The organism is Neokomagataea anthophila, assembly GCF_018122595.1.
GTDB lineage: Bacteria > Pseudomonadota > Alphaproteobacteria > Acetobacterales > Acetobacteraceae > Gluconobacter > Gluconobacter anthophilus.
Genome location: NZ_JAGRQH010000003.1, coordinates 48,072 through 69,626 on the forward strand (window position 1 = coordinate 48,072; position 21,555 = coordinate 69,626).

A 21,555-nucleotide genomic window follows, 5' to 3' on the forward strand; every position below is an offset into this window, starting at 1 on the left:
TAAGCATGCACAATGCGCTCAAAGCCCTTAAGGGCCGCACTTGCTACCCCGTCTTATTGGGGGGCAGAGGTTTTCGCGCCGCCACTTTGCACACCACCATGGACATGATTTTGCAGTGAGACAGTTCCGGCCGTCACATCACCTTGTGCGTTTATTGGCCCTGTCACCGTTAAGCTGCCCGTAATGGCAACGCCACTGGTCGTGACATCCAACACGGTCTGGCCTGCAATGGCGACCGTCATTTCCTTGGCCGCATCCACGCGTATGAGCTGGCCAGCACTAAAATACAATCGCTGCCCTGCGCTGTCATACACCACAGTTTCCCCCTCACTCAAACCACCCATCCGGGCGGCTGACGGGTTTGCCGGTGGAAACGCCACACTATCCGAAGGGTCATTCCCCGTTTGCAACACATGTACGATCGCACCATCTAAAGGTGCAAAACTCGACAGGCCAAAGGGCTGCAACACCGGGACGCGTGAGCGCTGCTGCCCATAATGCAACTGTACATCCACACATTGCTCCGGGCCCGTATCATCCACTGCTTCCACAACGCCACGCAATATGAGCGAGCGCATGGCGTTGGAGAGTTCATTCCAGATTGTCATCGCCCAAACGCCCGTCCTGTGCTGGTGCGACGTCCACCCGACCGGCTCGGAGCATCCGCATCGCCCGTTAAATCATACGCGTCCGGCGGTACGACCGAGATCCGCGTCTCAAACCGCGTGCCCGTTGCCACCCAGGTCACAGCCCCAATGAGCATATCGCCATCCAACTGATTATACGCATCCTGCACACTCACGAGGCTGTTGGGTTGCCACAAATCACCCGCTTTATTGAGCAGACCCGGCACGGTGTAGACGAACGCAGTGGCATGCGCGCGCGCCGTCCGCATCCGCCAATCAGCCTGATCTTGTAAAGTCCACGGCGTTGCATCTGTACGCGGTTTGCGTGCTTTGCGGCGACGATGGTGAACCGTTGCTGAACGATACGCGCCCTGCGCTGGCGCCGTCGGCGTTTGCCCCAAAGCCGTGGCGTCAAGCGACGGGTTCGCGCTGTTTTGTGCTGCAGCGGAGCCGCCGCTTTGTGTTTTCGCAAGGTGCACAACCGGGCGGTAACGTCGCACGCCCGGATCAATGGCGTGCCCAAAGCGCGCAGAGGCTGCCAATTCCCCGGCTCGGCGATGGCCCGTTGCTGGCGGGGACTGCGGTGCACCACTAATATTAAGAACTGCTTTTGAGCCTCTTAAAACACTATTAAACTGGCCTTTGACCCACGTATCCGAATGGCGCTGCATCAAACGCGTTTGCATGGAGGACACATTCCCACCCGGCCAAATCAAACGATCGGTTGCTCGAGTTGTCCCAGCTTTTGTCAGCACAATCCCACCAATGCCATCTGAGGTGACAAGAATTCCGCGCTGACGTGATAAGCGCTCAACTGCTGCCAGAACCGTATCCTGCGGCTCTAATGCGACCAGCGTGAAAGGCGCACCTGTTTCCACCTGTCGTTGCAGGGTCACACCATAGGGCTGAATTAAACTGCCAATGACCGTTTCCAGTAATATCTTCCGGTATTCAGCTGGACCATTTGGATTGACGCTGCAATCGACAAGATCCCCCGTCGTATCGCGCCCGGAAATGGTGACATGGAAACTATGCTCATCCCCTGAGGTATTCACGGCCTCCACAAAACCGCGCAACACGACCTGATTCTCAATCTCGATTTCCACCCGATCATGAATACGAGCCGTTGGCTGAAAGCCATCTGGGAAAGGAAAGGGCTCCGCAATATCTACCCGAAAGGTGCCCGCGATATCCGCCAGATCACGACCCACCTCGCATGACACCCAGTTGTGAATAGAATGGCCATTAATCCGCACAATCCACGGCCGCGCATGGCTAACAACGGTTTCCACTCCGGAGGAAGGCACAGCGCTCATAAGTCCAGCACCTCAACCACAGCAGGCCCCAAAACCCCCGGATGCGCCACCGCATTGCGCGTCACCAGATCATCAAAGACGGTTTCCACATTCGATTTTGTGTCACCGGCTACTGCATAGGCTAACACCCATGATGACATACCGTTCGGGACATCAATGGCGCGCACAGCCGGTAGGCGACCCACCTGCACCGTAGCATCCGCAATCAGCGCCACTTTGAGATCACGCCCCGCCTGCCATAACCCTGTTAAAGACTGAGCGGCACCAGAGGATGCCGTATTCTCAATCGTAATAATCAGTGCATCCAGTGCGGCGAGATAACGATCTCGAGCAGTCAATGCGTCATCACCAGACACAAACGTCAAACCCACCCATGCGGACATCAGCTGCGAGACAATCAAAGCACGCGCCGCGACACCCAAGGTCAAAACCGATGCGGCAGTGGGTGAAATATCTGACAATGCCCCCGATAATGTCCCAATCTTCTCAGCCGCAGACAACAGCAGATCACCACACTGCGCCGCCGTAATCACCTGCGTATCATCACCCATGACAACATCGGCAGGTGCCACAATGGATTGCGCAGGGTCAGTAATCGCGTTGGCAATCGCCACCGGCATCCCCGCCAGAACACCCGTCACAGCGTTGGCGTAAGTCGTATCATCATTCACAGCCGGGACACTCACCCCCGCTGCCAGAGCCGCTCTGGGGGCAGAAATTGCCGTCTGAATAGGCTGAGGAGTTGAGCCTGTAATGCTATCCCACACACCACCGGACTGCGAAAGAAAAGAACGGACACTCCCCGCCAACGCCAGCGGGATAGAGAGTGGTGCTAGAACGCCCTGAACTGCCAGCGTGGCTTCATCCACTAACGCATCCGCTTTCTCCAAAACGTTGGACACCGTATCCGTAATACGCTGCAGGAGATTGCCCGTTTTCGGCACGCCAGGATCGCGCACCACCGACACGCTAAAGGTCGCCATGCGCATATTATGCACATCAAAAGCCACTTCACCGGGCTCAGTGATCCTTACCCGCAATCGGCCCCACCATGGATGCACTAACGTGGTGGTGCCCGCTTTTTTAAGGACGGCGACCATACGTTTGGCGCGGATGACATAATCATCGCCGACGATCACGCCCGTCAGGCGCAACGGGGTTTCAAGATTGCCGAAATCCTGAAAAACCTGCTGATTAACCGCCAGGTTAGGGAACAAGACCCGCACCACGCGCCGTCCAGCGGCCTCACGGGAGTTGATCATGTCAAATGTCACGCCACCCAAAGCGGCTGTATTCAACAAGCCCGACAACGCACTAGATGCTAAACCGCCGACACTTGGTATGGACGATAAAATGCTGGCTGATGATCCCAGACCAAAAGAGGACAGCGCACCCGACATGATGGTTATGGCCTTTGCGTCATGCGCCCTGCATTGGGCGTAATATGAACTGGGATTGGTGTATTCGGGCCAACGGAGGCTTGTAGGCCGGGCGCGAGCGAAACTTCCAATTTAATGGTCTGGCCATCGCCCGAACCGGCAGGCTGACCAGAATGATGATAGTGCCGCCACAGTGCATAACCGCCAGCACCCGCAGCGGCTATTCCAGCTCCCGCCAGCAAAACGGGCCACGACACGCCAGCCAATAATGCTCCGCCACCAACTTCTGCAGCCGTCAGCGCTGTGGCTTCCGTAGCAGCAAGCCCAGCCCCCTCCGCAACAGCAGCCTCACCAGCTCCTGCCGCCACCGCTTCACCAGCACCCGCCGTAGCAGCGCGCCCGACGATGCGCCGTTTTAGGGATTTCATTACGCCCCAACCGGCTTTCACGGGGCCTGAAATCGCACCGATAGCCGCAATGCCTGCCGTACCAGCCAGAGTTGCACCACCAAGGCCAAGCACCGTAGCATTTGCATAAGGGACATGTTTATCCACGGCCTCCATCGCGGCCGAGAGGTGTTGAAACCCATACGTCACACCGCGCAAAATAGGCAGGAACCCAGTGCCCACCTCTTGCATGAGCTCGTGCCAAGATTCATCAAATGCTTTCATAGCAATCAGCTGGGTATTGCGCCCGGTATCATAATCTTCTTTGATTACGCTCTGATTGGCTCCAGCCGTCCGGCGATGAATCTCTTCATATTGATCCATATGCATCAATATGGCCTGAACGAACCCACGATCCTGCTCATTATTAAACAGTGTCCCCAGCGCCCGCCGATCTTCCCCACGATGCGTGATCCTATCAACCGCCTGTAAAACAGCGAGCATCGGGTCTCGCCCCGAGCGGCGAGCACGATCCTCGATACCAAAAAGATCAACTCCGTATTTCTCAAACCGATGTGCCGTGTGTGGACTTGTGATGGCTTGGATAAAGGCCCGCGTATCGGTGGTCGCTTCGCCTTCTGTACCCGTGGATTTTCGCACAACCGCCAATGCCGCCGCGAGGTCATCCACACCAGATCGCCCCGTTACACCTAGGGCCCCTGCAGCGGCAGCAACTTGCGGCAAAAGAGGCGCTAATTTTTCGAAGGGCAGAGCAGCAGATTTTCCTGCCAACGCTACAGATGCCAAAGCCCCCGGCAAGTTAGCATCCGTGATATGCATATTTTCTTGCAGCGCAAATGTAGATCGGGCCACAGCATCTGGGTTCGCATTATAGGCCGTAGAAATGCGCGCCACTGTTGGCAGCACAGCATTCAAACGGGTGCGATTATAACCTTCACTTGAGAAAAACCCGGCAGCCTCAGCCAACTCTTCACCACTCTGCCCGGTATCTCGCGCCAGTTGATGGATCTGTCGCTTAAAATCGGCCGCAAAGCGATCATTCTCTGCTCCATGCAGATTTAATCCAATGCCGATATGGCGGATCGTATTGTCAAAATTAGCGGACTCTCGAACCGGCTCCACAAGTCCAAAGCCCGCAGCTGCAGCGCCAAAAGCCTTATTAATCCCACGCTCACTCTCCTCGTGGAGATGCCCTAAAGAACCGATGACCCCATGATTGCCACCACCAGAAATCCCACCGTTAGCAGAACGGTTCACGGAATCATGCGCCCGGTTTGCCGCCTCCGTAACGGCATTCAACCCTTCAACCGCTGAACTTGTCCCTACTCGTGTGCGCTCCATAGCCGTATTAAGAGATGTCGCTCCTTCAGCAGCGCGCCCTAGAGCGTTTCCCGCGCTTCCCGCGCTAGCAGCTGTTTCACCCAAGCCTTCGCTCAAGCCATGCGCTGTCGCTGTTGTCCGCTCAATCGCTTCACTCAGCGTATTCGTCTGTTCAACACAGCGCGGTACCGGCTCCCACGCTTCATCAAAGCCACGATTTTGGCCAATACGTTCGAGCGCGGAGCTTAATTTCGTAACGAGCTGATCAATGCGCTCAATAGGACCGGAGAGTTTATCCTCTAACGTCAGTTCAAATTGTGCCGTCAGATTAGACACTCAACTCTCCGGTTCATCTATTATGAGGTTCTCGCGGAACTCACCGTATGAAACCTCCCAAAAAGATAGTTCATGCGGGAACATGGCGCGCAGATCTCCACGCCCAAAATGTAATATGCGTGCAAGCCCGGCTAAGCGTCCTCGCCAGTCTCCGGGCCATCGTTCGTAAAAAGATCAACGATTTTCGTCGCTTTCACATAATCCCGCACGGACAAAGCACGTAAAATGCGCTCACCAGCAGGTCCGGTATGACCTGTAGAAGCCCCCACCAAATACAGCGTGCGTTCGGAGCCAGTTTTCCGGCTTCCACTATCAATCAAATCGCCCGCCGTAAGGTCGTTGAATGTCAGTTCCCGCACCTCAACTTGATTAGGGCCATTCTCATTGCGTCCTGCCAAAGTCACAGCTTTGCTCAAAGTCAACAAAACAGAGCCATCAGCATTTTCAACAGCTCCCTTCGGAAGGGCTTTTTGATCAAACATCATGAAATCTCCTGATAGGTATTAAAGGACCAATTAACCGAAGCAGCACCGCTGTCTTGCACTTCGGGAAAGGTCATCACGTAGGCATCGGGGATCGTCCATGTCTGGCCGGTATCCGCCTGTAATTGCAGTTCACCCTCACCAAGAGAGGGATCGAAATCTGCAATCGCCATATCCGACGTAATCTGGATCGTGGCCTGCGCTGTGCCCACATTGTAACTCTGAGAGCGCAGCGCACGACCTGCCACCATTACGTTCGCATTTTGCAAGCCAGGGGGTTTAAACCGCACACCCTTTTGCACATCATATTTCTTACCGCGCCACCACAGGCGGATAATACCAATCGTTGTTGCCATGGTTTTACACCTGCATCTGAAGAACGTTTGCCAGCACGATCAGAGAACCCATCGGCTTAATCGGCAGGTAGGAATTCACACGCGAGCGGTCACTCGGATCACGCACGAAGGAGGCGGTGGTCACCATCGTGCCGACATCGTCAATCCACCCCATATTTTCATAGAGTTTGCATTGCGCAGCCCATGATCCCAGCAACGTCCGACATGTCACAACACCGGACAGGTTGGACATCGTCGATCCGTCATCCGCCAGTTTGGCGTTGTAATATGTGGCCTCGACATAGGCGTTCCACTCATACCGCACCCGCGCACCAACTGCTGGGATCATGACATCCCAAATGCCGCTGGCCTGCTGCGTTTCTGGGTCCGTCACGCGTGTCGTCACAGCACGCTCAAAACTGACGGTCCCATCGCGCGCCATCGTTAATGTCGTACAGCCATTCGTCAGCAATGCCTGGCGCTGTGTCCGGCTGTATTGATTTAACGGTGATGGTCCCAACCCTGCGAGTGTGTTGAGCGGCAAGCCGCGCAATTGCCGTGCAGGGTCAGCATTCAACGAGGCAGATCCCTGCGCTGCAGCTGCTGCCGCTAATTGCCACGGGCTCCAACTCGGCGAGGTCGCGCTCAGCAACACCAGTTCTTCTGCCGTGCTGAACTGAGACTGCAGTTGCAAAACAGCACCTTGCGTTCCGCTTACAGCCACCCATACGCGTGCGTCTTGGGCAACCATAGCGCCGCAACGCCGCCGAGCTTCGAGTACAGCAGACTGAATATTGGCCTGATCATTCAGCACCAACACAATATCGGTGTACCATGTATTGCCGAGAGCTTGCAGCGCAGGCGTAATATCCGGCGCGCCCACGCCATTCGCGAAACCACTGGCCACAACCGTGAGGTTGGGTACTTGATCTCCGGCCGCGGCAGAAACCGTCAACCCGGTTTGATTGCCCGCAGCCCCCCAATCCATCATTGTTAATTGGACAGCGACCCCATTATTGATGAGTTCAGCTGTAACACCCACTTGTGCCGTCAATTGAGACGCTTGTACTGCTGACAATAACGACGCAGCCAATTGAAAGACCGTCGCTCCAGCAGAAACCGCAAATGCCACACGATATCCACTCACCACGATAGCGGCAGTGCCTGAAGCGCTCGGCGTTCCATTAAACGTAATCTGCGCAGTCGGTAATACCATCCCAGCGGTCGGAGCAACACCAACGGCGTCTACCGGCACATCGGGCCGCTCCGTTACAAAAGAAGTAATGGCCTGTGTCATCATCATTCCTGTCCCAAATAATGGAGCAGGGTTAGCTACGTTTTCATACACAACATTGGGAGCTGCAGCGCCACTAGAACGCTGACCAATGATCACGGCCCGCAAGGGCATGCTTGACAGTGATCCCGCAGCTGGTACCGACTGGATTTCGGTATAGGACCCAGGAACAGCCCACTCTCCGGGGATTTGCTGAAACACCGGCTGTACAGAATTATTCGTGCTCATGGGCTGGCTCCTCATGGCCACTCGCTGCCTGCGTTACAGACGTGTCCTCGCTCACCAAGTCACCTTCCCGGAGCATGCGTGCCCAATAGGGATCTGCCGGATTAACCTGAAATTTTTCAGGGACAGGTGTACCATCAGGTGCCACCACACGTCGTCCAGCTGCTGCACTGACCGTTTTCATCTCCGTCACGTGTTTTCTCCTCGCGCTACTGGCGTGATCGTTTTTAAGGTGTCGAGTTGTGCCACTAGATCGCGGCTATCAAAGGAAACGGACGGGATCGTTACTTGAAGTTGCACCGATGCCACGCCATTCGGGAGCCACTCTTGTTCGCCTGCTGTGGCCAAGTGCTCAACGCGGCACGACCCAACGGATGGAATGTCAAATCCGTGCAAACCAAGGGCAGCGATAGAAGCCAGCCCCAAAACTCCCGGCAGTGTGCCATCTCCAAAATATGCGCTTTCCGGGTCATTCTGTCGCGTCATTAAAATGACGGCGAATTGCATATCACCATGGAACAAACCGCCCGTATGCGCACTGGTTGGCATTCCCATCCATCCAACAGCAACCATCGGCATACGCTTTGTCAGATGCTCCCACTCCCGTGCTGATGCACGCGGAGGAATGATGCTGTGCGTGTAGGTCTCTGGATTAAATAAGGCTTCTAATTGGCTTCTCAGCGCACGCAGAGCGTACGATAATGGACCGCCCGTGATTAGCTGATCGGGATATTGATTATCCGAATACGGTCTCACCATAACCGCTCACCACCTTGCTGCACCGGCCGTGTCCTGATCCGTGACCATGATGCGGACGTGTTCGGTGTTTCTTGACCATCCAGCGTTACGGTCCCACGCGCGATTTCACTCAGCCACTTCACAGCATCCTGCCTGTCCGTACGCATATTATCGGTTGGCTGTGTTGCGCCGGTCTGGGCAAGATCAAACCGTGCAATACGGCAACAGGCATTCACGATACTGGCTGGAGTATTTGTCAGCGGCACCACAAAGCGGCGGTTAAGGTAGCTGTCGATCAACGCCGATGCATCGGTCAAAACCTGTGCCACGCGCGCCTGATCAATCCCCGAGCGGGCTTGCCCCTCAGGCGTCGTATTATTGATCAGCTCGCGCTCACCAAAACGTTGGATCAGGTCTTGGACGGATGCATACGCCATCACTTCACCTCAATCACTTCCAGCAAAGGCTCGTTGACCAAAAGAGCAAATTGCTCTGGTGTGAAAGCATCGCGCTCATAGAGCGTTACAGCACCATGCTCTTGACCACCCCGGCGCAAACCGGGTTGGCGGCTCACCACAATGATATGGCCAGAAACAATGTCCTGATCCGGTGTCGCCACGGAACGAAACACGGCCCGAACAGGCGGTTTCTTCTTGGGCTCGGAGCCTTTGTCTTCAATCGTGCCCGGCACAGCTCACCCCCCTCACAGATACGGGCAGGTCACGGGCTTCGCCGTACCTTTCCATGGGTTGCTGACTGTGGCGTATGTCTTGCCATCACTCTGAAGCTGCGCCACCAAGTCGGATGACATCAGCCCATTAGCCGCCCCCTCCAAAGCAGATGGCACCATCAAAATATTCGGCTTAATGCCATAAGGGACACCATCCGCACGGTGCTGAGAGGCCATTGCCGCACGAGCTTGACCATACGTATCGGCATTCAAAGGGCGCGTAGAGGCAAACGCCAGCTGCCACAGACCAAACCCCGCGTTACAACGGCCATCCGTCCCCCAAATATATTCCTTTGTGCGGAACACATTATCATCATCCAGCGCCGTTTTAGACGTAATGGAAAAAGGTCGACGGTTTTGGAAAATCATCGGCTTCAGTGGGCGCGTCGTATCAAACAAGAACCACATTGGCCCCGCTGTTTCCGCTCCTTGAGGCGTGCTGATATTGGCGTAGCTGGTCGGTTTCCCATTCGCATCTGCCGTCAGATGATCCGTATCGAAATAATTCTGGCCATCCCAACACTTGGTAGTCGTGCCAGACTTGAGCAGTTTGAAAACCAATTCATCTGGGAACGCGCCAGCATTCACACCGAGTTGCTGCACACCAATATTGAAAATACCAAATTGGTCATCTTCAATATCATCGCGATCAATCGAAACGGTCAGCTCGAAGGTCTTATTAGCGATAGAGAAGCCACCCGTACTCAGACTATGGATCACACGATCACCAAGCCATTCCCGTAAACCTGGAATTTCATTGAGCTTTGGATAGAAGTTTTCCCGCGTCGTCGAATTGATCGTCATAGCGATCGTATCGAACATGGACGGAGCCGTTTGCAGAAACTGATTGAATTGGGTGCGCACACCCACATCCAACGTTTGCATAAAGGCAGATGAAATTTCAGCCATAATCAGATCTCCACGTACGGCGTGCCGTCAACGTCAAGGCCAGCAAAGACCCCAACCTGTAGGCGCGCTGTACCGCCTGACGGTGTTTGTGTGAGGGATACGGTCTGGTCATCGACCGCATAAACAGGCTGGCCCTTGTTGGCCCAGCTCGGCGCAGTATCAAACGGCAAAGCAAAACATCCTGTTTCGCATTCCACTGCCGTGGAACTGCCCACAAAATCCCCTGTGACCAGTCCGCCAGACGCCGGTAATTGTTGATGCTTGGCAATGCCGAGAATGGCGACAGGCGCAAAGAGCGGACTTTGTATCCCTGCGGGGACGAGCGTGCCATCAGCGCAAACAGCCGCAATTGATCCACGAAACAAGGCAGCGCCAGCGGCAACAGGTCCCGCGAACATGGCTCGGCGCGGGCCCATTTTGCGCAATAAGGTACGGTCAGCGGTCAGCATCAGACAGCTCCTCGCATTTTTTGCATGGCCTCAACGGACACACCGAGTTGCGCAGCGATAAACGCATCATGCCCATCCACAGAGCCCGCGTGCGGTGTGCGTGTATGCATCTCGATCTTGCCGCCCATCTTTGGCAGGCCAGAGATGATTTCCTCTGCTGCTTCCGGGTCTTGCATATGCAGATGCACTAAACGTTCGCGCATTTTGTCGGTGATGATCCGCCCCTCCGTTGAGGCGTCTTTCACAGCTTGTTCCGCTGCATGCCGCGCGGCTTGCTGACCCAGAACCTTCACTTGCTCTTGAAGCGCTGTGATCTGCTGCTGCGCGTGGGTTTCGACAGTTTCCGTGCGCGCACGCAGTCCTGTCACAATCGCTTCGACAGACGGCGATCCCTTCAAACCCGCCAGCGTGACAGCCTGCGTATGTAAGCTGAGGGCATCACGCGCCCGCTCCAAAGCCGTTTCAATCTCGCTCTGCGTAGACGTGATCGGGAGGCCAAGCCTCCGCGCGATGTCAGAGGGGTCCATCCCAATCTCCTGTGTATGTAGATGAGTCAGTGTTAGATTTGGCAAATTGGTCAAACTGGCCCGCGCAATACGCGTCACCTGCGCACCTTGGGCCGCAAAGGCCGGGGAGACACCGCGATACGCTTTGTCGCTCATCAGCGCACGGCCGGTTTTGGTCCAGTCCACACGCCCCCAAATGCCATCCTCTCGGGACTGCATCTCCACGATCCAACCAACAGCAGGCGCACTCCCACCTTTAAGAGCCGCTTTGTCGGTCGCATGATTTTCATCGAGAACAAGCTTGCCCGCTTGCATCGAATGCGTGATCACCTGATCCGCATTCGCCACCGTGTACGGACCACGTTGATCGACCCCACGGAACACACCTGCCGGAAGCAGGTGGATCCATTCAGGAACGTCATTGCTCTCCGGGAGCGCTGTATGGAAATGCAGATATGTCATTAAGGACACTCTGCACGGTCTCAACCATGAGCTTCAGAGGGGCAAACACTCCCCCCATATTTTCCCGCACAGAACGCTCAGTACCGACGTGGCACGTCCGGACATGCCGCAGCATTCCAAAATGCGCCACAGACCCGTCTTAAACCGTCTTAAACGCGTCTTAAAATTACCCTAGCACCCGTAGGAGACTATTTCGACTTAATAGCCCGTTCCAAAAACCCTTCCAACTCTACAACCACGTCCTCACGGTCCTGAGGCGTAAATGCGAGATAGGGGCGGGCAGGAACAAAAACACTATCCACGTGAAAGAGGCGTCCACCCATCTCAAAAGATAATTGCCGTTTATTCTTAGGCTGAATCACCGCACCAAACTGGTGCACACGCGCATACACCTTATTTGACCCCCAGCGTAGAACGTTGCCCGTCGCCTTAGCGGTCAACGACCCATACAGGCCATTTTGAAAATTAGGGCCGCGCAATATGCCTGGCCCTTCCTTCGTCAAAGCATAAACCGGGTTAAGCGGCGCAAATGCGCTGCCATCCGGCTGAACCTGTCGGCGGATACGATCACGGGTGGAATTCAGCACAATATGACCAACAGCCTGTAATACAGCTTGCGGATCCCGCCCAATATCCGCCACGCTCTTTAGAGACTGACGCATAGGGTCAAAACTTCCCGTTAGGGTGATACTCGCCATGCTTGATTTCCCCCCTATAACTTCGCTATTGAAATATACGCGACGCACGGTGACACGGTGATTAATCTACCGGCCGTAGGACCGGCCTTTTAGGCCGGGTTCGTTATGTGGGTTGAGTGGTAGGCCCACCCGTGCGTCGTATTAATCCTTTTCCGGTAGATCTTCACGCACCCCTAACAATGGACTTCGTTGCCGGAACAAGCGTTTTAATTCCTGCATTCGCAGACGTTGAAACGACACAATGTAATTATGCAAACGGTCATGCGTTCGCTTGACGATAATGCTGTACGTTTTTCCTTTGTAGTCCGACAGTAGTTTAAGGTGCCGCTCCGTATTCCCCTGGAATACAATGCTTGGTTTATTCACCAGCTGAGGCAATACAGGGTACAAACCATCCATATCCGAATGCTTTTCGGGATTCTTACCCAGCATATCACGCGATAAAAGAACATCAGGCGTCTCTGAGCCTAGAAGGGTCTGTACATTCTGCGGCAACGTAGCCGCCGTGACCTCTCCCTGCGCCTCCGGCTTCAACAACTGTATAATATCCTCAGCCTGCTGCTTCTCGCGCACCGCAGCTGGCACATGATGCACAGGCGTCGATCCAATATGGGTTCGTGGTTCCAATTTGGGCTGCACCGTCGCTTTTGCTGCCTGATGATCCTGCCACGCCTTACCGGGGTTATACGCAAAGGACGGATCAATCCCTTTCGGCACCATCTCCGTCTTGCCCGTCGCAGGGTTTTTCCATGGACGAAGATCTAACGGCGGCGCATCCGTAATCTGCCACTTATTGCGCCGCATATCAGAGCGCGTTACAGGCTCGACAGTGCAATGGCAGCGCCACCCATTCGGCGGGAAATGCGTGTTCCACCATGGGTCATCATTCGCCAACACCAAACCATCCCACGCCACATGTTCCGCACGCGGATGCGGGCACGCATGATGAATATACCGCCACGCGGGGAAAATATCGCGTGCTTCCGGCGTGGCCATCTGAGCATACTGCCCTGCGGCATAAGCCGTAGAGAGGTTGGTGTCGTAAATAATCTTCGCGCGCCAACCCGCATCACCGCCATGGTCCCAACCATGCTTTTTGACAATTTGGTCAAACGACTTTTGGAAATCTTTGAGAGTCGTACCATCCGTAATGGCACTGTTCACCGCGGCTTTTAAATCACGCAACAGAGCATCGGACGTTGCACCCGCAACGGCAAAGCCGCGTGAATGCGCCTCATTCATCACCTCGCCATAACGCTCCGTCGACACAAGCCCCTTTTGCCGGAAAAACGCAATCGCCTCACTCGGGGCTAACAGCGCGGCCTCCAGCAAAGCATGATCAAATTTATCAGTCACGACGTGTCATTCGTCCGCTCGTCATTTGTCCAAGCATCTGTGCTTGCCCTGCTAACTGTGAAATCGCAATCCCTTGCGCCATAGCCTCCGCAAAAGCATCGTCAGGAAGGTTCAATCGCCTCAAGCGGCGTTCCAAATCGTCAAAACTACTTGCTCTCTCAACAGCGTCACGCGCTGCGGCCGTTATTGCCCTCAGCCCTGAAGCTGCATCACGGGCCAAACGTTGTGTCATGAGTGCAACCAATTCTGGCCCCTCCGCCTGAACGTGCTGCTCCAGTAACTGCCCCAACTGCACATGCAGCGCCGTCTGCTCGGCTTGTCCTTCCCCCATAACCTGCGGCTGTTGCTGCGCTGAAGATGGTTGTTTCACGCTCGGCGGCACAACACTGCCCGGGCTGATCTTGGCTGGTTTCACAGTCGGCGGCACATCTTGCGGTGGTTCGACTGGCTGTGCAGCCGCCGTTTGGCCGACCACTACATCGCCTTCCTCCGGTGGTGTGAGAGCGTAACGATCATACAGATCCTGCGCCCGCACTTTCCATCCCTGCGGCCCCGCATATTGGATCGCTTGCATCAGCTCCTGCAAAGTCGGCTCATCAGGACGGCCAATGGCCACAATGGGGTACTGCGCCTGTGGCCCAAAGCTGAAATCCACCATCGGCTGCACGATCTGCTGACAAATCGTATGGGACAATAGCAGCGCATCCGCCCGCTCAATATCCTCCTGCACCAGCCGGTGCGTCTTGCTGGAGGCATGCGCCCCTTGATGACTATCCGCTGTGCCCGTCTGGCCAAGCACGGCTTTAGAGATCTGATCATCAAACCAACGAATGCGTGAGAGATGCAATTCATGCGATCCCGCACCACCTTTGGGCTCAATGAAATTGACCTCCATGCCCTTTGGAATAATGGCGGCACAAGAGCCTGCAATATCCGTCACAGCCTGCCACAGCACATCACGGTCTTCTTCTGAACTCTCCGGCCCATAAGTGCCAATCCGCATTGGCAGCCCATAATTCTGCACGAAGATGGACCAATCCCGCAGCGTGAACATCTTAAACATCACCGCCCATGCCACCGCGCGGGTCAAACCACTTTGGATCGTTAGGCCAGACCAGCTCGGGTGCTTATGGATGACGAATTTTTGGGCCACCATATCGTCAAACCCAAAGAGGGGTGGCCCACCCGGAATGCCCGGAACCTGACTGGCCCCATCCTCAGAGCGCAGCATGATCGTCTCACCATCCTGATAGCTCACCTCAAACCAGCGCTGCGGCTTAAACAACAAATCACGAGGGCGATTATTACCGGGCGCTAATGCCCAGTCGATCTCCATGACCGAAAAGCCCTTGCCAATCGCGTCGAGCATATCGAACAAGCTATGCCGCAGCAGACCCGTATTGACCCAATCACGGACAAAATCCGCGATCTTCTGACCGCGTTTGCTTTCATCTCCCGGCGTCACCGTAATCGGCAATTGTGACACGCTGCGCTTACGCGTCCCCAACACCCCGAGATAATGTAGGTCGCGTCGTTCAATCTCGGCTGCAATTAAGTGCCAGGCCAAACTGTCGCCCATATCCGCAGCACGCATTAAGCCGCCGAGTGACGCCGGGTTCAGCCCCGCAATGGGCGTACTGACCGCGGCTGGACGCATCCCAACCATCGTCGCCGGGGCTGCCGGCCGCTGGAGTGCTGCTGACGGGAATGGTCGCCCATTCTGATCCAAAAGTGCCATTGTCATTCTCTTCCCCGGCATCCGCGCGCCCACGCACGATACCCAGCATCTTCCTGCACAGCACGGGTTATAAATGGGCTTTTAGACGCCTCTAAATCCCGCATAAGAGCGCGTTGATCATCACGCGACCACGGCACCACCACCGGACATACGCTGTATTGTGATCGGGGCGCACACGCGCTCAAAAAGGTCATGGCGAGCAACAGCAGTACAGCAGAGCGCATCAAAACGTTCCATCCTGCAAAATCGTGTTCAGAGCCGTTTGCGTCGGGGCCGTCATCGCCTGCGTTTGATCCAATGCGGCCTGTTCATGCTGCGCATTTTGTGCCTCAAGCTTCTGAACAAGAGCTTCATGCTCAGCCTGCGCACGCATCGCCAAACGCGCTATCCAAATCAACATACCGCTGGCCAGCACAACAAAGCTGAGCAGAACGTAAATCACCACATCATTCATGACAGGCCTCCTCGCAGTCCAAAACTGTCTAGCCCCGTTCCACGCCGAGAGCGCTCATGAGCAATTTCGTCTTGCACACCCCATCCATGCACAGCGGGCGTACCATCCGCAGTTGCATAGGGAGAGCGCGCCGCACGGTAACCATACTCCTCCGGCTCCGCGCGACTGGCCGCATAGGCCATCGCAGCGGCGATCGCCGCATCACCATGACGCTTTCCTGTCTTATCTTCCGACCGTGTCTCTGGGATACGCGCAACGCCCCGGACGATCTTGAGAGAACGTAGGTCATCTTGCGTGTCACTATCGGCAGGGACCAAAAGCATCCCATCTTCAAAGGCTGCTTTGAAGGGCGGCATATTGTCACGGTACCACCCCTCCGTCAGCATCACGGCTTCCACGCGTGAGCCGTATCGCTGCACGGTGACTTCCGCCAACCACTGGCCGTTCCCACGCGCATCCAATTTAGCAGCTCGGAACCTCGGCAACCTGTCCAGGACAAACCAGAGGATCTGCTTTTGCTGTTCAAACGGGACATTGCGCAACTCCACCGTAAAGGGCGTCTTGCGGGTAAGGTTGGCGAGGATGGTTAAAGGCCAAAGAACGGTCAAATCACCGCTGCGCCCAAAATCTTCACCCAACACATGGGCCAACTTCGGGTCTAATTGGTCCAAAAGCGGGAGAAGTTCTGTGGAGCAGAAGTGAAGACACTCCCGTTTCCGCACATCCTCCGGCAAGAGCGCGAATGTGTTATCGCATGCCCAACGAACAACGTGTGCATCAGGCGTCTGGCATTTCTCAATTAATGCCAAAGAGAGGAATGCACCGGTGGAGGGGTTGGGAATACAAAAAAGCTCTTCGTCGGCATTATCTCCATATTGACGAACGATCTTCGCGCGCCATTCCCGCTCACCTTCTGCTGTCCACGTTTCGCCTTTTTTGAGGCAAATACGCTTGTACAACCCATCGGCAAGAGCATCGTCGAACGTGGTGCGGATCAGTTTATAGTCAGGCTTCTTACCCGCGCGGATGTCCTGACATAATTCATTGAACGGGTTAGCATCACCATTATGGCTAGAGATAATCACAATTTTACCGCCCCAAATAAGCAGGGCGAACGCAGCTTTTAGTACTGCTGCCAAATCGTCAATGAAGGCAGCTTCGTCAATAATGACCAAGCCTTGTTTTGATCGAAAAGCACGCGCAACGGACGGAAGGCCGAGCACCTCATGACGTGAGGCAAAATCGATCCGAAAGACTTTCATATCTTTGTCGGGATCGGTGAAAATATCTTCTTGTAGGTCTGATGCTGCAATCTCAATGAGCCGCGCATGATCGCCCGTATCGGACACGAACTGACGCGTCATGTCCTTTTCAAAACCCATATAGAAGACGTCCATACCGCCTTCAGTCGCCTTCAGAGAAGCGACCAGCACAGCAACCCAGCTAATGCCCCACGACGCACCAATACGACGTGATTTTTCCCAGACCACAACATCATGTTCCAGAATGACATCATTGGCATCCTGCTGATATTTCAACAGGGCATAATGACCGTCATCTTGTGCATTATCCCATACATCCGGGAGAAGGGCTTCGGCGTGGTCGGTCATTTCATCCCCAGTACGCGCTTGCGGATAATGGCTTGTGACTCTGCTGTAAGACCCTTTTCCTTGATGACTTGTTTGAGGCGCTGTTCCTGTTCAGCCTTGATCCGCGCTTCAACACGCGCTTCAACCTTCGCAATGAAATCAGCATCCGTTTTGCTGGATCGCGTCAGATGGTCCAGCGCCTTTGCCAGCATCATGATCGCTTGGGGGTCTTTTTTGATCTCCAAAATAGCCTGATCATCGCCAATAAACAGCTTCATCATAAAGGTATGCATAAGCTGGATATTCGCCTGAACGACCCGGCTTTCCGGTTCATCGCCCAACTGACGGACAAGCATCTCCGCAATTTCTTTGCTCTGGCGGACGTCTCGCCCGACTTCCTCCATCGTCTTGATATGACGACCGAGCGCCGACCGGCTGATGTCAGCACTGTGCAGCTCACGCATCGCGGCCAAAATTTCATCAATCGTGTGACCGGCACCGCGCAAGTTCGCAATCTCGTCTCGAACTTCTTGCGGCAACTTATCAATAGACGATGGGCGCTCAGCCATTACAGAGGTTTCCTCTCCGCAACGCCCAGAACAGTGCGTTCATTATCGCGGCATTGCAGCCCTTCAACCGTCAGGGTCGCCACCAATAAATGACGCGCAGGACCCAAGACATGACGGCTCAACACCACACAGCCTTCACGCTCTAAATGCTCGAGGTCATTGCGCACATCCTCGACAGCAGCAGGACGCCCCATCGCACGCAGGGACATACGAATAATATCTTCATTTAATGAACGATCGTTCATCTGCGCGATAGCATCCAAAACCCACCACCGGCGATCCTCAATCAATCGCTGCCGCACCGCATTCATAACCGGCCCTCCCGGGTCACATGGCAGTCAATGGACTGCTCGGGCACATCGCAGCTCATAAAGATCAGCCCAAGCATAAAGCCTGCGATCATCGCGAGGACGATGCACTCAAAGCGGTCATCATTATCATTCACGTGCCATGTGCCCTTTGATAATTACGTGCAGCAATTCCGTCATATTTTTGACGTCCGTTTGAATGCTGCTTAACTTATGATCGAAATGCGCATCGCGCGCCGCTGCTGCAGCCTGTGCTGCTTCAAGTGCACTCAGGCGCTTGCCATGCCCCATATGCCGCAACCACACGATCGCCACGACCGCTGTGACAATCGCGCAGGCCAAAACCAACACGATTGCCAGCGGCAATGGAACAACCACGCTCGCGACCGAATATGGGTCGGTCGCGCCCGGCATCAGCCGCTCGTCACAGGTGTTTTGGGCTGCACCACAATAGCGGCCAGATCACCAACTGCCGCTTTAATGTGGGTTTCAATGACATCAATGGATGGAATGGACACACCCGCAGCTGATGCCAGCGTCTGGAACGTGCTAATCGCTTCGGACACAAGTGGGTTCGTACGGTCATAGACATCAATCAGATCACGGACATGATCCAAGCCTTGATTCACGGTCACGACCGCAGAGCTTACCGCTTGCTGCGCAATAGTTTCATACCGCGTGCCACGCCCCGAAATGAGCGAGGCGAGAAACGGTGTTGCCATTGTCAGTGCGGGCGTAATCAAGCCCTTCCAATTAAAACTAGGCATGATGGCCTCCCTTTATGCGCCGCGTTCTCGCGCCATGCGTAAAAGCTCCAGCGCGCCCGCTGAAACCGAGCAAACCTCACATCTCTGGCGCGGCAACAACACGCAAAGCCAGCGCAAGGCGCTCCGCTAAACGCTCTAACCAGCCGCGCCCGAAATACGTGAATTTTTGAAAGGATCGGTACGCAGCCTCTTGGCGGCTCGCTAAAGCGTACACAATCAAGCGATGGCGTTGCCCCATCTGTTCAACAGTCTGAAGCGTTTCAATCCCCAACACGCCATCTGGGGTGACGCCTACATCACGCTGCAACGCGGTCCGATACGACCCCGTTACTGCGCCAGCGATTACCGAGAGTGGTGCCGTCTCCAACGCATGCAATGTCTGTGGCCCAATATCTCCGTCAATATCAGACGGCACAAAGCCAATGATTTGCTGAAGTTGTTTGGCAGAGCGCGCGATCCCGGCATTGAAGGCGAAGTCACACAGCATCACATCAATGCCAGACGGCAAATGCGCACCATTGATTGCCCGCCAATACAGAGCGGCATAGATAGCGCTAAATGTTTCGGCCGAAATAGCCTGCATTATTTTAGGCGTGATTAAATGCGGGTCACCAACCCAGCGGCCCATCACGGGCGCTGAAATACCGCGCATCGTACCCACTAAACGGCCACAGCCTACGGCACCTAAGGTCCAATTGCCCGGATCATCCCGTAGACATTGGTAAAGCCCCTCGCGTGAGGCCGTAAACTGCGTGATGGTGGAGAAATTGCTCTGCATGCAAAAACAGTACCGCAGAGCCAAAAGAAGCTTCAGGGAGGGATATACTCCCCCATGATGGCTTACCCAAACAATGCAAGCTGACGTGCATCCTGCTGGGACTGCTCACGCGTCGCTGTAATGCCGCGCGTCCGTCCCCCTATTATCCGAATAATTGTCGAACGAGAACACCCCGCCCGTGCAGCAATATCATTGAGCGACAAACCCTGACTATACAGGATCAAAGCACGCCATTCGCGACAGACCGGCACCTCAAAATGTTCACCACCGACGCGTTCGCTCAACGCTTCTGCAATGGCTTCGCCATGCACCGCTTCGAGACGGGAACCGTGCCACCGGCGCGGCACCCATAAACGCCGCCCACCAGCGCTCTCCACGAAGGACAACGCCACATGCTCTCCCACGACGTCAACAAGCCATGCAATCGTTGGCGGCGGACAAATAGCCACGATTGAAACCCCCTGTATTTCTGCGAAATTCTCTCTCTTCTTCTAGCATAAAGCACAGGAAGTTCAGACAAAAAAAGAGCCCCGCTAGTGGGGCTCTTTCTCGGCAAATAAAACGTCTTCCAAAAGACTTCGATGCTCTAAAATAGCATCATGCCCAATATCGTTGGCATCAATCATGCCATCAATATGGTGTGCTAGCCATCCCAATCGGCTTTCCACATCATGACGGTTTTCACCGCAGGACATGCCACCTGATTTAAGCGCTTGCGCCACTTTACCACGCAGCTCAATCAACACGGCCTCAAGGCTAACCAATCTCTGGCGCTCGGCATCCGTCACAAACGCTTCTCCCATGCTTTAAGCGCTTCGATCACGACACCAGCTTGCGGCGCTGTCAAGAAGTTCGGATCATCAACACCCACCATACGCTTCACAAAAGCCCGCAGGCTCTCGCGTGATCCCCCAGACCGTAAAGACGGACCCAACTCTGTCCAAAGTGCAAACACCTTCCGAACCTGCGGGTTATGCGCGGTCGGACGGGTACGAAACCCGTCCTTCCGAAACTGCTCCAAGACCCGGTCCATCTCAGCAACGCTCATCTCCTTGGCCGAACGCTTGCCGGTTTTACGCTCCAACCGATCCCGATAAACATCATCATCCAAACCAAGCTTCTTCTGCGCAATACGCAGCTTGGCATAGCGAGTGTTTCGCGCGTCCATCACACCCTCACAACGACGAAAAGTTGAGATCAATTTGCTGCCACGCGTCACGTGGCGTCTCACGCCGGTAAAAGCGCACATACCGCTTACTGCCTGCTTTCACGACCGCATCCGCAATTGCCTCACGCGCTAACGGCCATTTCGGGTGCTGTAAATTCAAACGCCGCAAACCCAGAACACGCTCTGTCGAAATCCGATTAGTTTTCTCGTTACGCGCAAATGCGGCTTCGACAAGCGCTCGCAAATCATCGGATGCATCGCCACACAGATCATCCAGAATTTCAGACATCAAAGCCCGGGCGGCATCAATAGCCGCCGTCACCGTTTGATAATCGGAAATAATCACATGCACACGCCGTGTCGTATCCAGATTTTCAACGGTCACACCGCCTCGGGTACCCCCCAAACGCGCACCATAACTCTCCAAAACCAAATCAATATATGCATCAATCCGCGCAAAATAATTCAGCTTTTGCTCCCGTACGAGCGCCCGGAATGATTCCGCATCAGCAACCAGTTCATTGGCTGTGTCATGCGCGAGCAAAATACGTGGGTCCAACCGTGTTTCCGGTGTTTTAGACCCATCCCAACGTTCAATCATGCGTGTCATCATCGT

29 protein-coding genes are annotated in these 21,555 nt (G+C 54.9%); all 29 read right to left on the reverse strand.

Going from position 1 to position 21,555, the window contains the following annotated elements:
* Window positions 1-53: 53 nt before the first annotated feature.
* The 29 genes from KB213_RS05410 to KB213_RS05550 all read right to left on the reverse strand — a co-directional run bounded on the left by KB213_RS05410 (window position 54) and on the right by KB213_RS05550 (window position 21,552).
* Window positions 54-608, reverse strand: coding sequence for a phage baseplate assembly protein V (locus KB213_RS05410; RefSeq protein WP_211681057.1), 555 nt, complete (start codon window positions 606-608; stop codon window positions 54-56).
* Window positions 605-1,942: a phage baseplate assembly protein gene (locus KB213_RS05415; RefSeq protein WP_211681059.1), complete on the reverse strand. Its 1,338-nt coding sequence runs from the start codon at window positions 1,940-1,942 to the stop codon at window positions 605-607. The genes KB213_RS05410 and KB213_RS05415 overlap by 4 nt, the downstream gene beginning before the upstream one ends.
* Window positions 1,939-3,342: a DNA circularization N-terminal domain-containing protein gene (locus KB213_RS05420; protein ID WP_211681061.1), complete on the reverse strand. Its 1,404-nt coding sequence runs from the start codon at window positions 3,340-3,342 to the stop codon at window positions 1,939-1,941. The genes KB213_RS05415 and KB213_RS05420 overlap by 4 nt, the downstream gene beginning before the upstream one ends.
* A gap of 5 nt (window positions 3,343-3,347) precedes the next feature.
* Entirely contained in the window at window positions 3,348-5,384 is a 2,037-nt protein-coding gene (locus KB213_RS05425; RefSeq protein WP_211681063.1) for a phage tail tape measure protein, read from the reverse strand.
* 131 nt (window positions 5,385-5,515) lie between these two features.
* Window positions 5,516-5,869, reverse strand: a complete 354-nt coding sequence (locus KB213_RS05430) for a hypothetical protein (protein ID WP_211681065.1) — start codon at window positions 5,867-5,869, stop codon at window positions 5,516-5,518.
* Window positions 5,866-6,222, reverse strand: a complete 357-nt coding sequence (locus tag KB213_RS05435) for a phage tail tube protein (protein ID WP_211681067.1) — start codon at window positions 6,220-6,222, stop codon at window positions 5,866-5,868. The genes KB213_RS05430 and KB213_RS05435 overlap by 4 nt, the downstream gene beginning before the upstream one ends.
* A 4-nt stretch (window positions 6,223-6,226) precedes the next feature.
* The gene (locus tag KB213_RS05440) at window positions 6,227-7,723 is read right to left on the reverse strand and encodes a phage tail sheath subtilisin-like domain-containing protein (RefSeq protein ID WP_211681069.1); all 1,497 of its coding nucleotides are present in this window, start codon (window positions 7,721-7,723) and stop codon (window positions 6,227-6,229) included.
* On the reverse strand, window positions 7,710-7,904 hold the full coding sequence (locus KB213_RS05445) for a hypothetical protein (protein WP_211681653.1): 195 nt from the start codon (window positions 7,902-7,904) through the stop codon (window positions 7,710-7,712). Before KB213_RS05445 ends, KB213_RS05440 begins: the two co-directional genes overlap by 14 nt.
* Window positions 7,905-7,909: 5 nt before the next feature.
* The gene (locus KB213_RS05450; RefSeq protein ID WP_211681071.1) at window positions 7,910-8,479 is read right to left on the reverse strand and encodes a hypothetical protein; all 570 of its coding nucleotides are present in this window, start codon (window positions 8,477-8,479) and stop codon (window positions 7,910-7,912) included.
* Complete coding sequence (locus tag KB213_RS05455; RefSeq protein ID WP_211681073.1) at window positions 8,473-8,895, reverse strand: gp436 family protein; 423 nt, start codon at window positions 8,893-8,895, stop codon at window positions 8,473-8,475. Before KB213_RS05455 ends, KB213_RS05450 begins: the two co-directional genes overlap by 7 nt.
* Complete coding sequence (locus KB213_RS05460; RefSeq protein WP_211681075.1) at window positions 8,895-9,149, reverse strand: hypothetical protein; 255 nt, start codon at window positions 9,147-9,149, stop codon at window positions 8,895-8,897. The genes KB213_RS05455 and KB213_RS05460 overlap by 1 nt, the downstream gene beginning before the upstream one ends.
* 12 nt (window positions 9,150-9,161) lie before the next feature.
* On the reverse strand, window positions 9,162-10,097 hold the full coding sequence (locus tag KB213_RS05465; RefSeq protein WP_211681077.1) for a Mu-like prophage major head subunit gpT family protein: 936 nt from the start codon (window positions 10,095-10,097) through the stop codon (window positions 9,162-9,164).
* 2 nt (window positions 10,098-10,099) lie between these two features.
* Window positions 10,100-10,546, reverse strand: coding sequence for a hypothetical protein (locus KB213_RS05470; RefSeq protein WP_211681079.1), 447 nt, complete (start codon window positions 10,544-10,546; stop codon window positions 10,100-10,102).
* Window positions 10,546-11,514, reverse strand: a complete 969-nt coding sequence (locus KB213_RS05475) for a phage protease (RefSeq protein ID WP_211681081.1) — start codon at window positions 11,512-11,514, stop codon at window positions 10,546-10,548. Before KB213_RS05475 ends, KB213_RS05470 begins: the two co-directional genes overlap by 1 nt.
* A 188-nt stretch (window positions 11,515-11,702) precedes the next feature.
* Window positions 11,703-12,212: a phage virion morphogenesis protein gene (locus KB213_RS05480; protein ID WP_211681083.1), complete on the reverse strand. Its 510-nt coding sequence runs from the start codon at window positions 12,210-12,212 to the stop codon at window positions 11,703-11,705.
* A 141-nt stretch (window positions 12,213-12,353) separates the two neighbouring features.
* Entirely contained in the window at window positions 12,354-13,568 is a 1,215-nt protein-coding gene (locus tag KB213_RS05485) for a phage head morphogenesis protein (protein ID WP_346266672.1), read from the reverse strand.
* Window positions 13,561-15,312 (reverse strand): DUF935 domain-containing protein, encoded by a 1,752-nt coding sequence (locus KB213_RS05490; RefSeq protein ID WP_249110288.1) that lies wholly within the window; start codon window positions 15,310-15,312, stop codon window positions 13,561-13,563. The genes KB213_RS05485 and KB213_RS05490 overlap by 8 nt, the downstream gene beginning before the upstream one ends.
* Complete coding sequence (locus KB213_RS05495; protein WP_211681087.1) at window positions 15,309-15,533, reverse strand: hypothetical protein; 225 nt, start codon at window positions 15,531-15,533, stop codon at window positions 15,309-15,311. Before KB213_RS05495 ends, KB213_RS05490 begins: the two co-directional genes overlap by 4 nt.
* Window positions 15,530-15,760: a hypothetical protein gene (locus tag KB213_RS05500; protein ID WP_211681089.1), complete on the reverse strand. Its 231-nt coding sequence runs from the start codon at window positions 15,758-15,760 to the stop codon at window positions 15,530-15,532. The genes KB213_RS05495 and KB213_RS05500 overlap by 4 nt, the downstream gene beginning before the upstream one ends.
* Window positions 15,757-17,370, reverse strand: coding sequence for a hypothetical protein (locus KB213_RS05505; RefSeq protein WP_249110289.1), 1,614 nt, complete (start codon window positions 17,368-17,370; stop codon window positions 15,757-15,759). The genes KB213_RS05500 and KB213_RS05505 overlap by 4 nt, the downstream gene beginning before the upstream one ends.
* Window positions 17,367-17,918 carry a DUF3486 family protein gene (locus KB213_RS05510; protein ID WP_211681091.1) on the reverse strand — a complete coding sequence of 184 codons (552 nt, stop codon included), beginning with the start codon at window positions 17,916-17,918 and terminating at the stop codon, window positions 17,367-17,369. The genes KB213_RS05505 and KB213_RS05510 overlap by 4 nt, the downstream gene beginning before the upstream one ends.
* On the reverse strand, window positions 17,918-18,229 hold the full coding sequence (locus KB213_RS05515) for a hypothetical protein (protein ID WP_211681093.1): 312 nt from the start codon (window positions 18,227-18,229) through the stop codon (window positions 17,918-17,920). The genes KB213_RS05510 and KB213_RS05515 overlap by 1 nt, the downstream gene beginning before the upstream one ends.
* 126 nt (window positions 18,230-18,355) lie before the next feature.
* Window positions 18,356-18,640: a hypothetical protein gene (locus tag KB213_RS05520; protein WP_211681095.1), complete on the reverse strand. Its 285-nt coding sequence runs from the start codon at window positions 18,638-18,640 to the stop codon at window positions 18,356-18,358.
* Entirely contained in the window at window positions 18,640-18,993 is a 354-nt protein-coding gene (locus tag KB213_RS05525; RefSeq protein WP_211681097.1) for a hypothetical protein, read from the reverse strand. Before KB213_RS05525 ends, KB213_RS05520 begins: the two co-directional genes overlap by 1 nt.
* Before the next feature lie 76 nt (window positions 18,994-19,069).
* Window positions 19,070-19,771 carry a glycosyl hydrolase 108 family protein gene (locus KB213_RS05530; RefSeq protein WP_211681099.1) on the reverse strand — a complete coding sequence of 234 codons (702 nt, stop codon included), beginning with the start codon at window positions 19,769-19,771 and terminating at the stop codon, window positions 19,070-19,072.
* A 62-nt stretch (window positions 19,772-19,833) separates the two neighbouring features.
* Window positions 19,834-20,220 (reverse strand): helix-turn-helix domain-containing protein, encoded by a 387-nt coding sequence (locus KB213_RS13100; RefSeq protein WP_211681102.1) that lies wholly within the window; start codon window positions 20,218-20,220, stop codon window positions 19,834-19,836.
* Window positions 20,221-20,304: 84 nt separating this feature from the next.
* A complete protein-coding gene (locus tag KB213_RS05540; RefSeq protein WP_211681104.1) occupies window positions 20,305-20,574 on the reverse strand; it encodes a hypothetical protein in 270 nt (89 codons plus the stop codon).
* Window positions 20,556-20,939: a regulatory protein GemA gene (locus tag KB213_RS05545; RefSeq protein ID WP_211681106.1), complete on the reverse strand. Its 384-nt coding sequence runs from the start codon at window positions 20,937-20,939 to the stop codon at window positions 20,556-20,558. Before KB213_RS05545 ends, KB213_RS05540 begins: the two co-directional genes overlap by 19 nt.
* A gap of 7 nt (window positions 20,940-20,946) precedes the next feature.
* A complete protein-coding gene (locus KB213_RS05550; protein ID WP_211681108.1) occupies window positions 20,947-21,552 on the reverse strand; it encodes a DUF3164 family protein in 606 nt (201 codons plus the stop codon).
* Window positions 21,553-21,555: the final 3 nt, after the last annotated feature.

Bases quoted from the DNA above. Each gene is read 5' to 3' on its own strand.
- KB213_RS05410 (WP_211681057.1), bottom strand. From the start codon at position 608: ATGACAATCTGGAATGAACTCTCCAACGCCATGCGCTCGCTCATATTG.
- KB213_RS05415 (WP_211681059.1), bottom strand. From the start codon at position 1,942: ATGAGCGCTGTGCCTTCCTCCGGAGTGGAAACCGTTGTTAGCCATGCG.
- KB213_RS05420 (WP_211681061.1), bottom strand. From the start codon at position 3,342: ATGTCGGGTGCGCTGTCCTCTTTTGGTCTGGGATCATCAGCCAGCATT.
- KB213_RS05430 (WP_211681065.1), bottom strand. From the start codon at position 5,869: ATGATGTTTGATCAAAAAGCCCTTCCGAAGGGAGCTGTTGAAAATGCT.
- KB213_RS05435 (WP_211681067.1), bottom strand. From the start codon at position 6,222: ATGGCAACAACGATTGGTATTATCCGCCTGTGGTGGCGCGGTAAGAAA.
- KB213_RS05440 (WP_211681069.1), bottom strand. From the start codon at position 7,723: ATGAGCACGAATAATTCTGTACAGCCGGTGTTTCAGCAAATCCCCGGA.
- KB213_RS05445 (WP_211681653.1), bottom strand. From the start codon at position 7,904: ATGAAAACGGTCAGTGCAGCAGCTGGACGACGTGTGGTGGCACCTGAT.
- KB213_RS05450 (WP_211681071.1), bottom strand. From the start codon at position 8,479: ATGGTGAGACCGTATTCGGATAATCAATATCCCGATCAGCTAATCACG.
- KB213_RS05455 (WP_211681073.1), bottom strand. From the start codon at position 8,895: ATGGCGTATGCATCCGTCCAAGACCTGATCCAACGTTTTGGTGAGCGC.
- KB213_RS05465 (WP_211681077.1), bottom strand. From the start codon at position 10,097: ATGGCTGAAATTTCATCTGCCTTTATGCAAACGTTGGATGTGGGTGTG.
- KB213_RS05470 (WP_211681079.1), bottom strand. From the start codon at position 10,546: ATGCTGACCGCTGACCGTACCTTATTGCGCAAAATGGGCCCGCGCCGA.
- KB213_RS05475 (WP_211681081.1), bottom strand. From the start codon at position 11,514: ATGACATATCTGCATTTCCATACAGCGCTCCCGGAGAGCAATGACGTT.
- KB213_RS05480 (WP_211681083.1), bottom strand. From the start codon at position 12,212: ATGGCGAGTATCACCCTAACGGGAAGTTTTGACCCTATGCGTCAGTCT.
- KB213_RS05490 (WP_249110288.1), bottom strand. From the start codon at position 15,312: ATGACAATGGCACTTTTGGATCAGAATGGGCGACCATTCCCGTCAGCA.
- KB213_RS05500 (WP_211681089.1), bottom strand. From the start codon at position 15,760: ATGAATGATGTGGTGATTTACGTTCTGCTCAGCTTTGTTGTGCTGGCC.
- KB213_RS05505 (WP_249110289.1), bottom strand. From the start codon at position 17,370: ATGACCGACCACGCCGAAGCCCTTCTCCCGGATGTATGGGATAATGCA.
- KB213_RS05510 (WP_211681091.1), bottom strand. From the start codon at position 17,918: ATGGCTGAGCGCCCATCGTCTATTGATAAGTTGCCGCAAGAAGTTCGA.
- KB213_RS05515 (WP_211681093.1), bottom strand. From the start codon at position 18,229: ATGAATGCGGTGCGGCAGCGATTGATTGAGGATCGCCGGTGGTGGGTT.
- KB213_RS05520 (WP_211681095.1), bottom strand. From the start codon at position 18,640: ATGCCGGGCGCGACCGACCCATATTCGGTCGCGAGCGTGGTTGTTCCA.
- KB213_RS05525 (WP_211681097.1), bottom strand. From the start codon at position 18,993: ATGCCTAGTTTTAATTGGAAGGGCTTGATTACGCCCGCACTGACAATG.
- KB213_RS05530 (WP_211681099.1), bottom strand. From the start codon at position 19,771: ATGCAGAGCAATTTCTCCACCATCACGCAGTTTACGGCCTCACGCGAG.
- KB213_RS05540 (WP_211681104.1), bottom strand. From the start codon at position 20,574: ATGGGAGAAGCGTTTGTGACGGATGCCGAGCGCCAGAGATTGGTTAGC.
- KB213_RS05545 (WP_211681106.1), bottom strand. From the start codon at position 20,939: ATGGACGCGCGAAACACTCGCTATGCCAAGCTGCGTATTGCGCAGAAG.
- KB213_RS05550 (WP_211681108.1), bottom strand. From the start codon at position 21,552: ATGATGACACGCATGATTGAACGTTGGGATGGGTCTAAAACACCGGAA.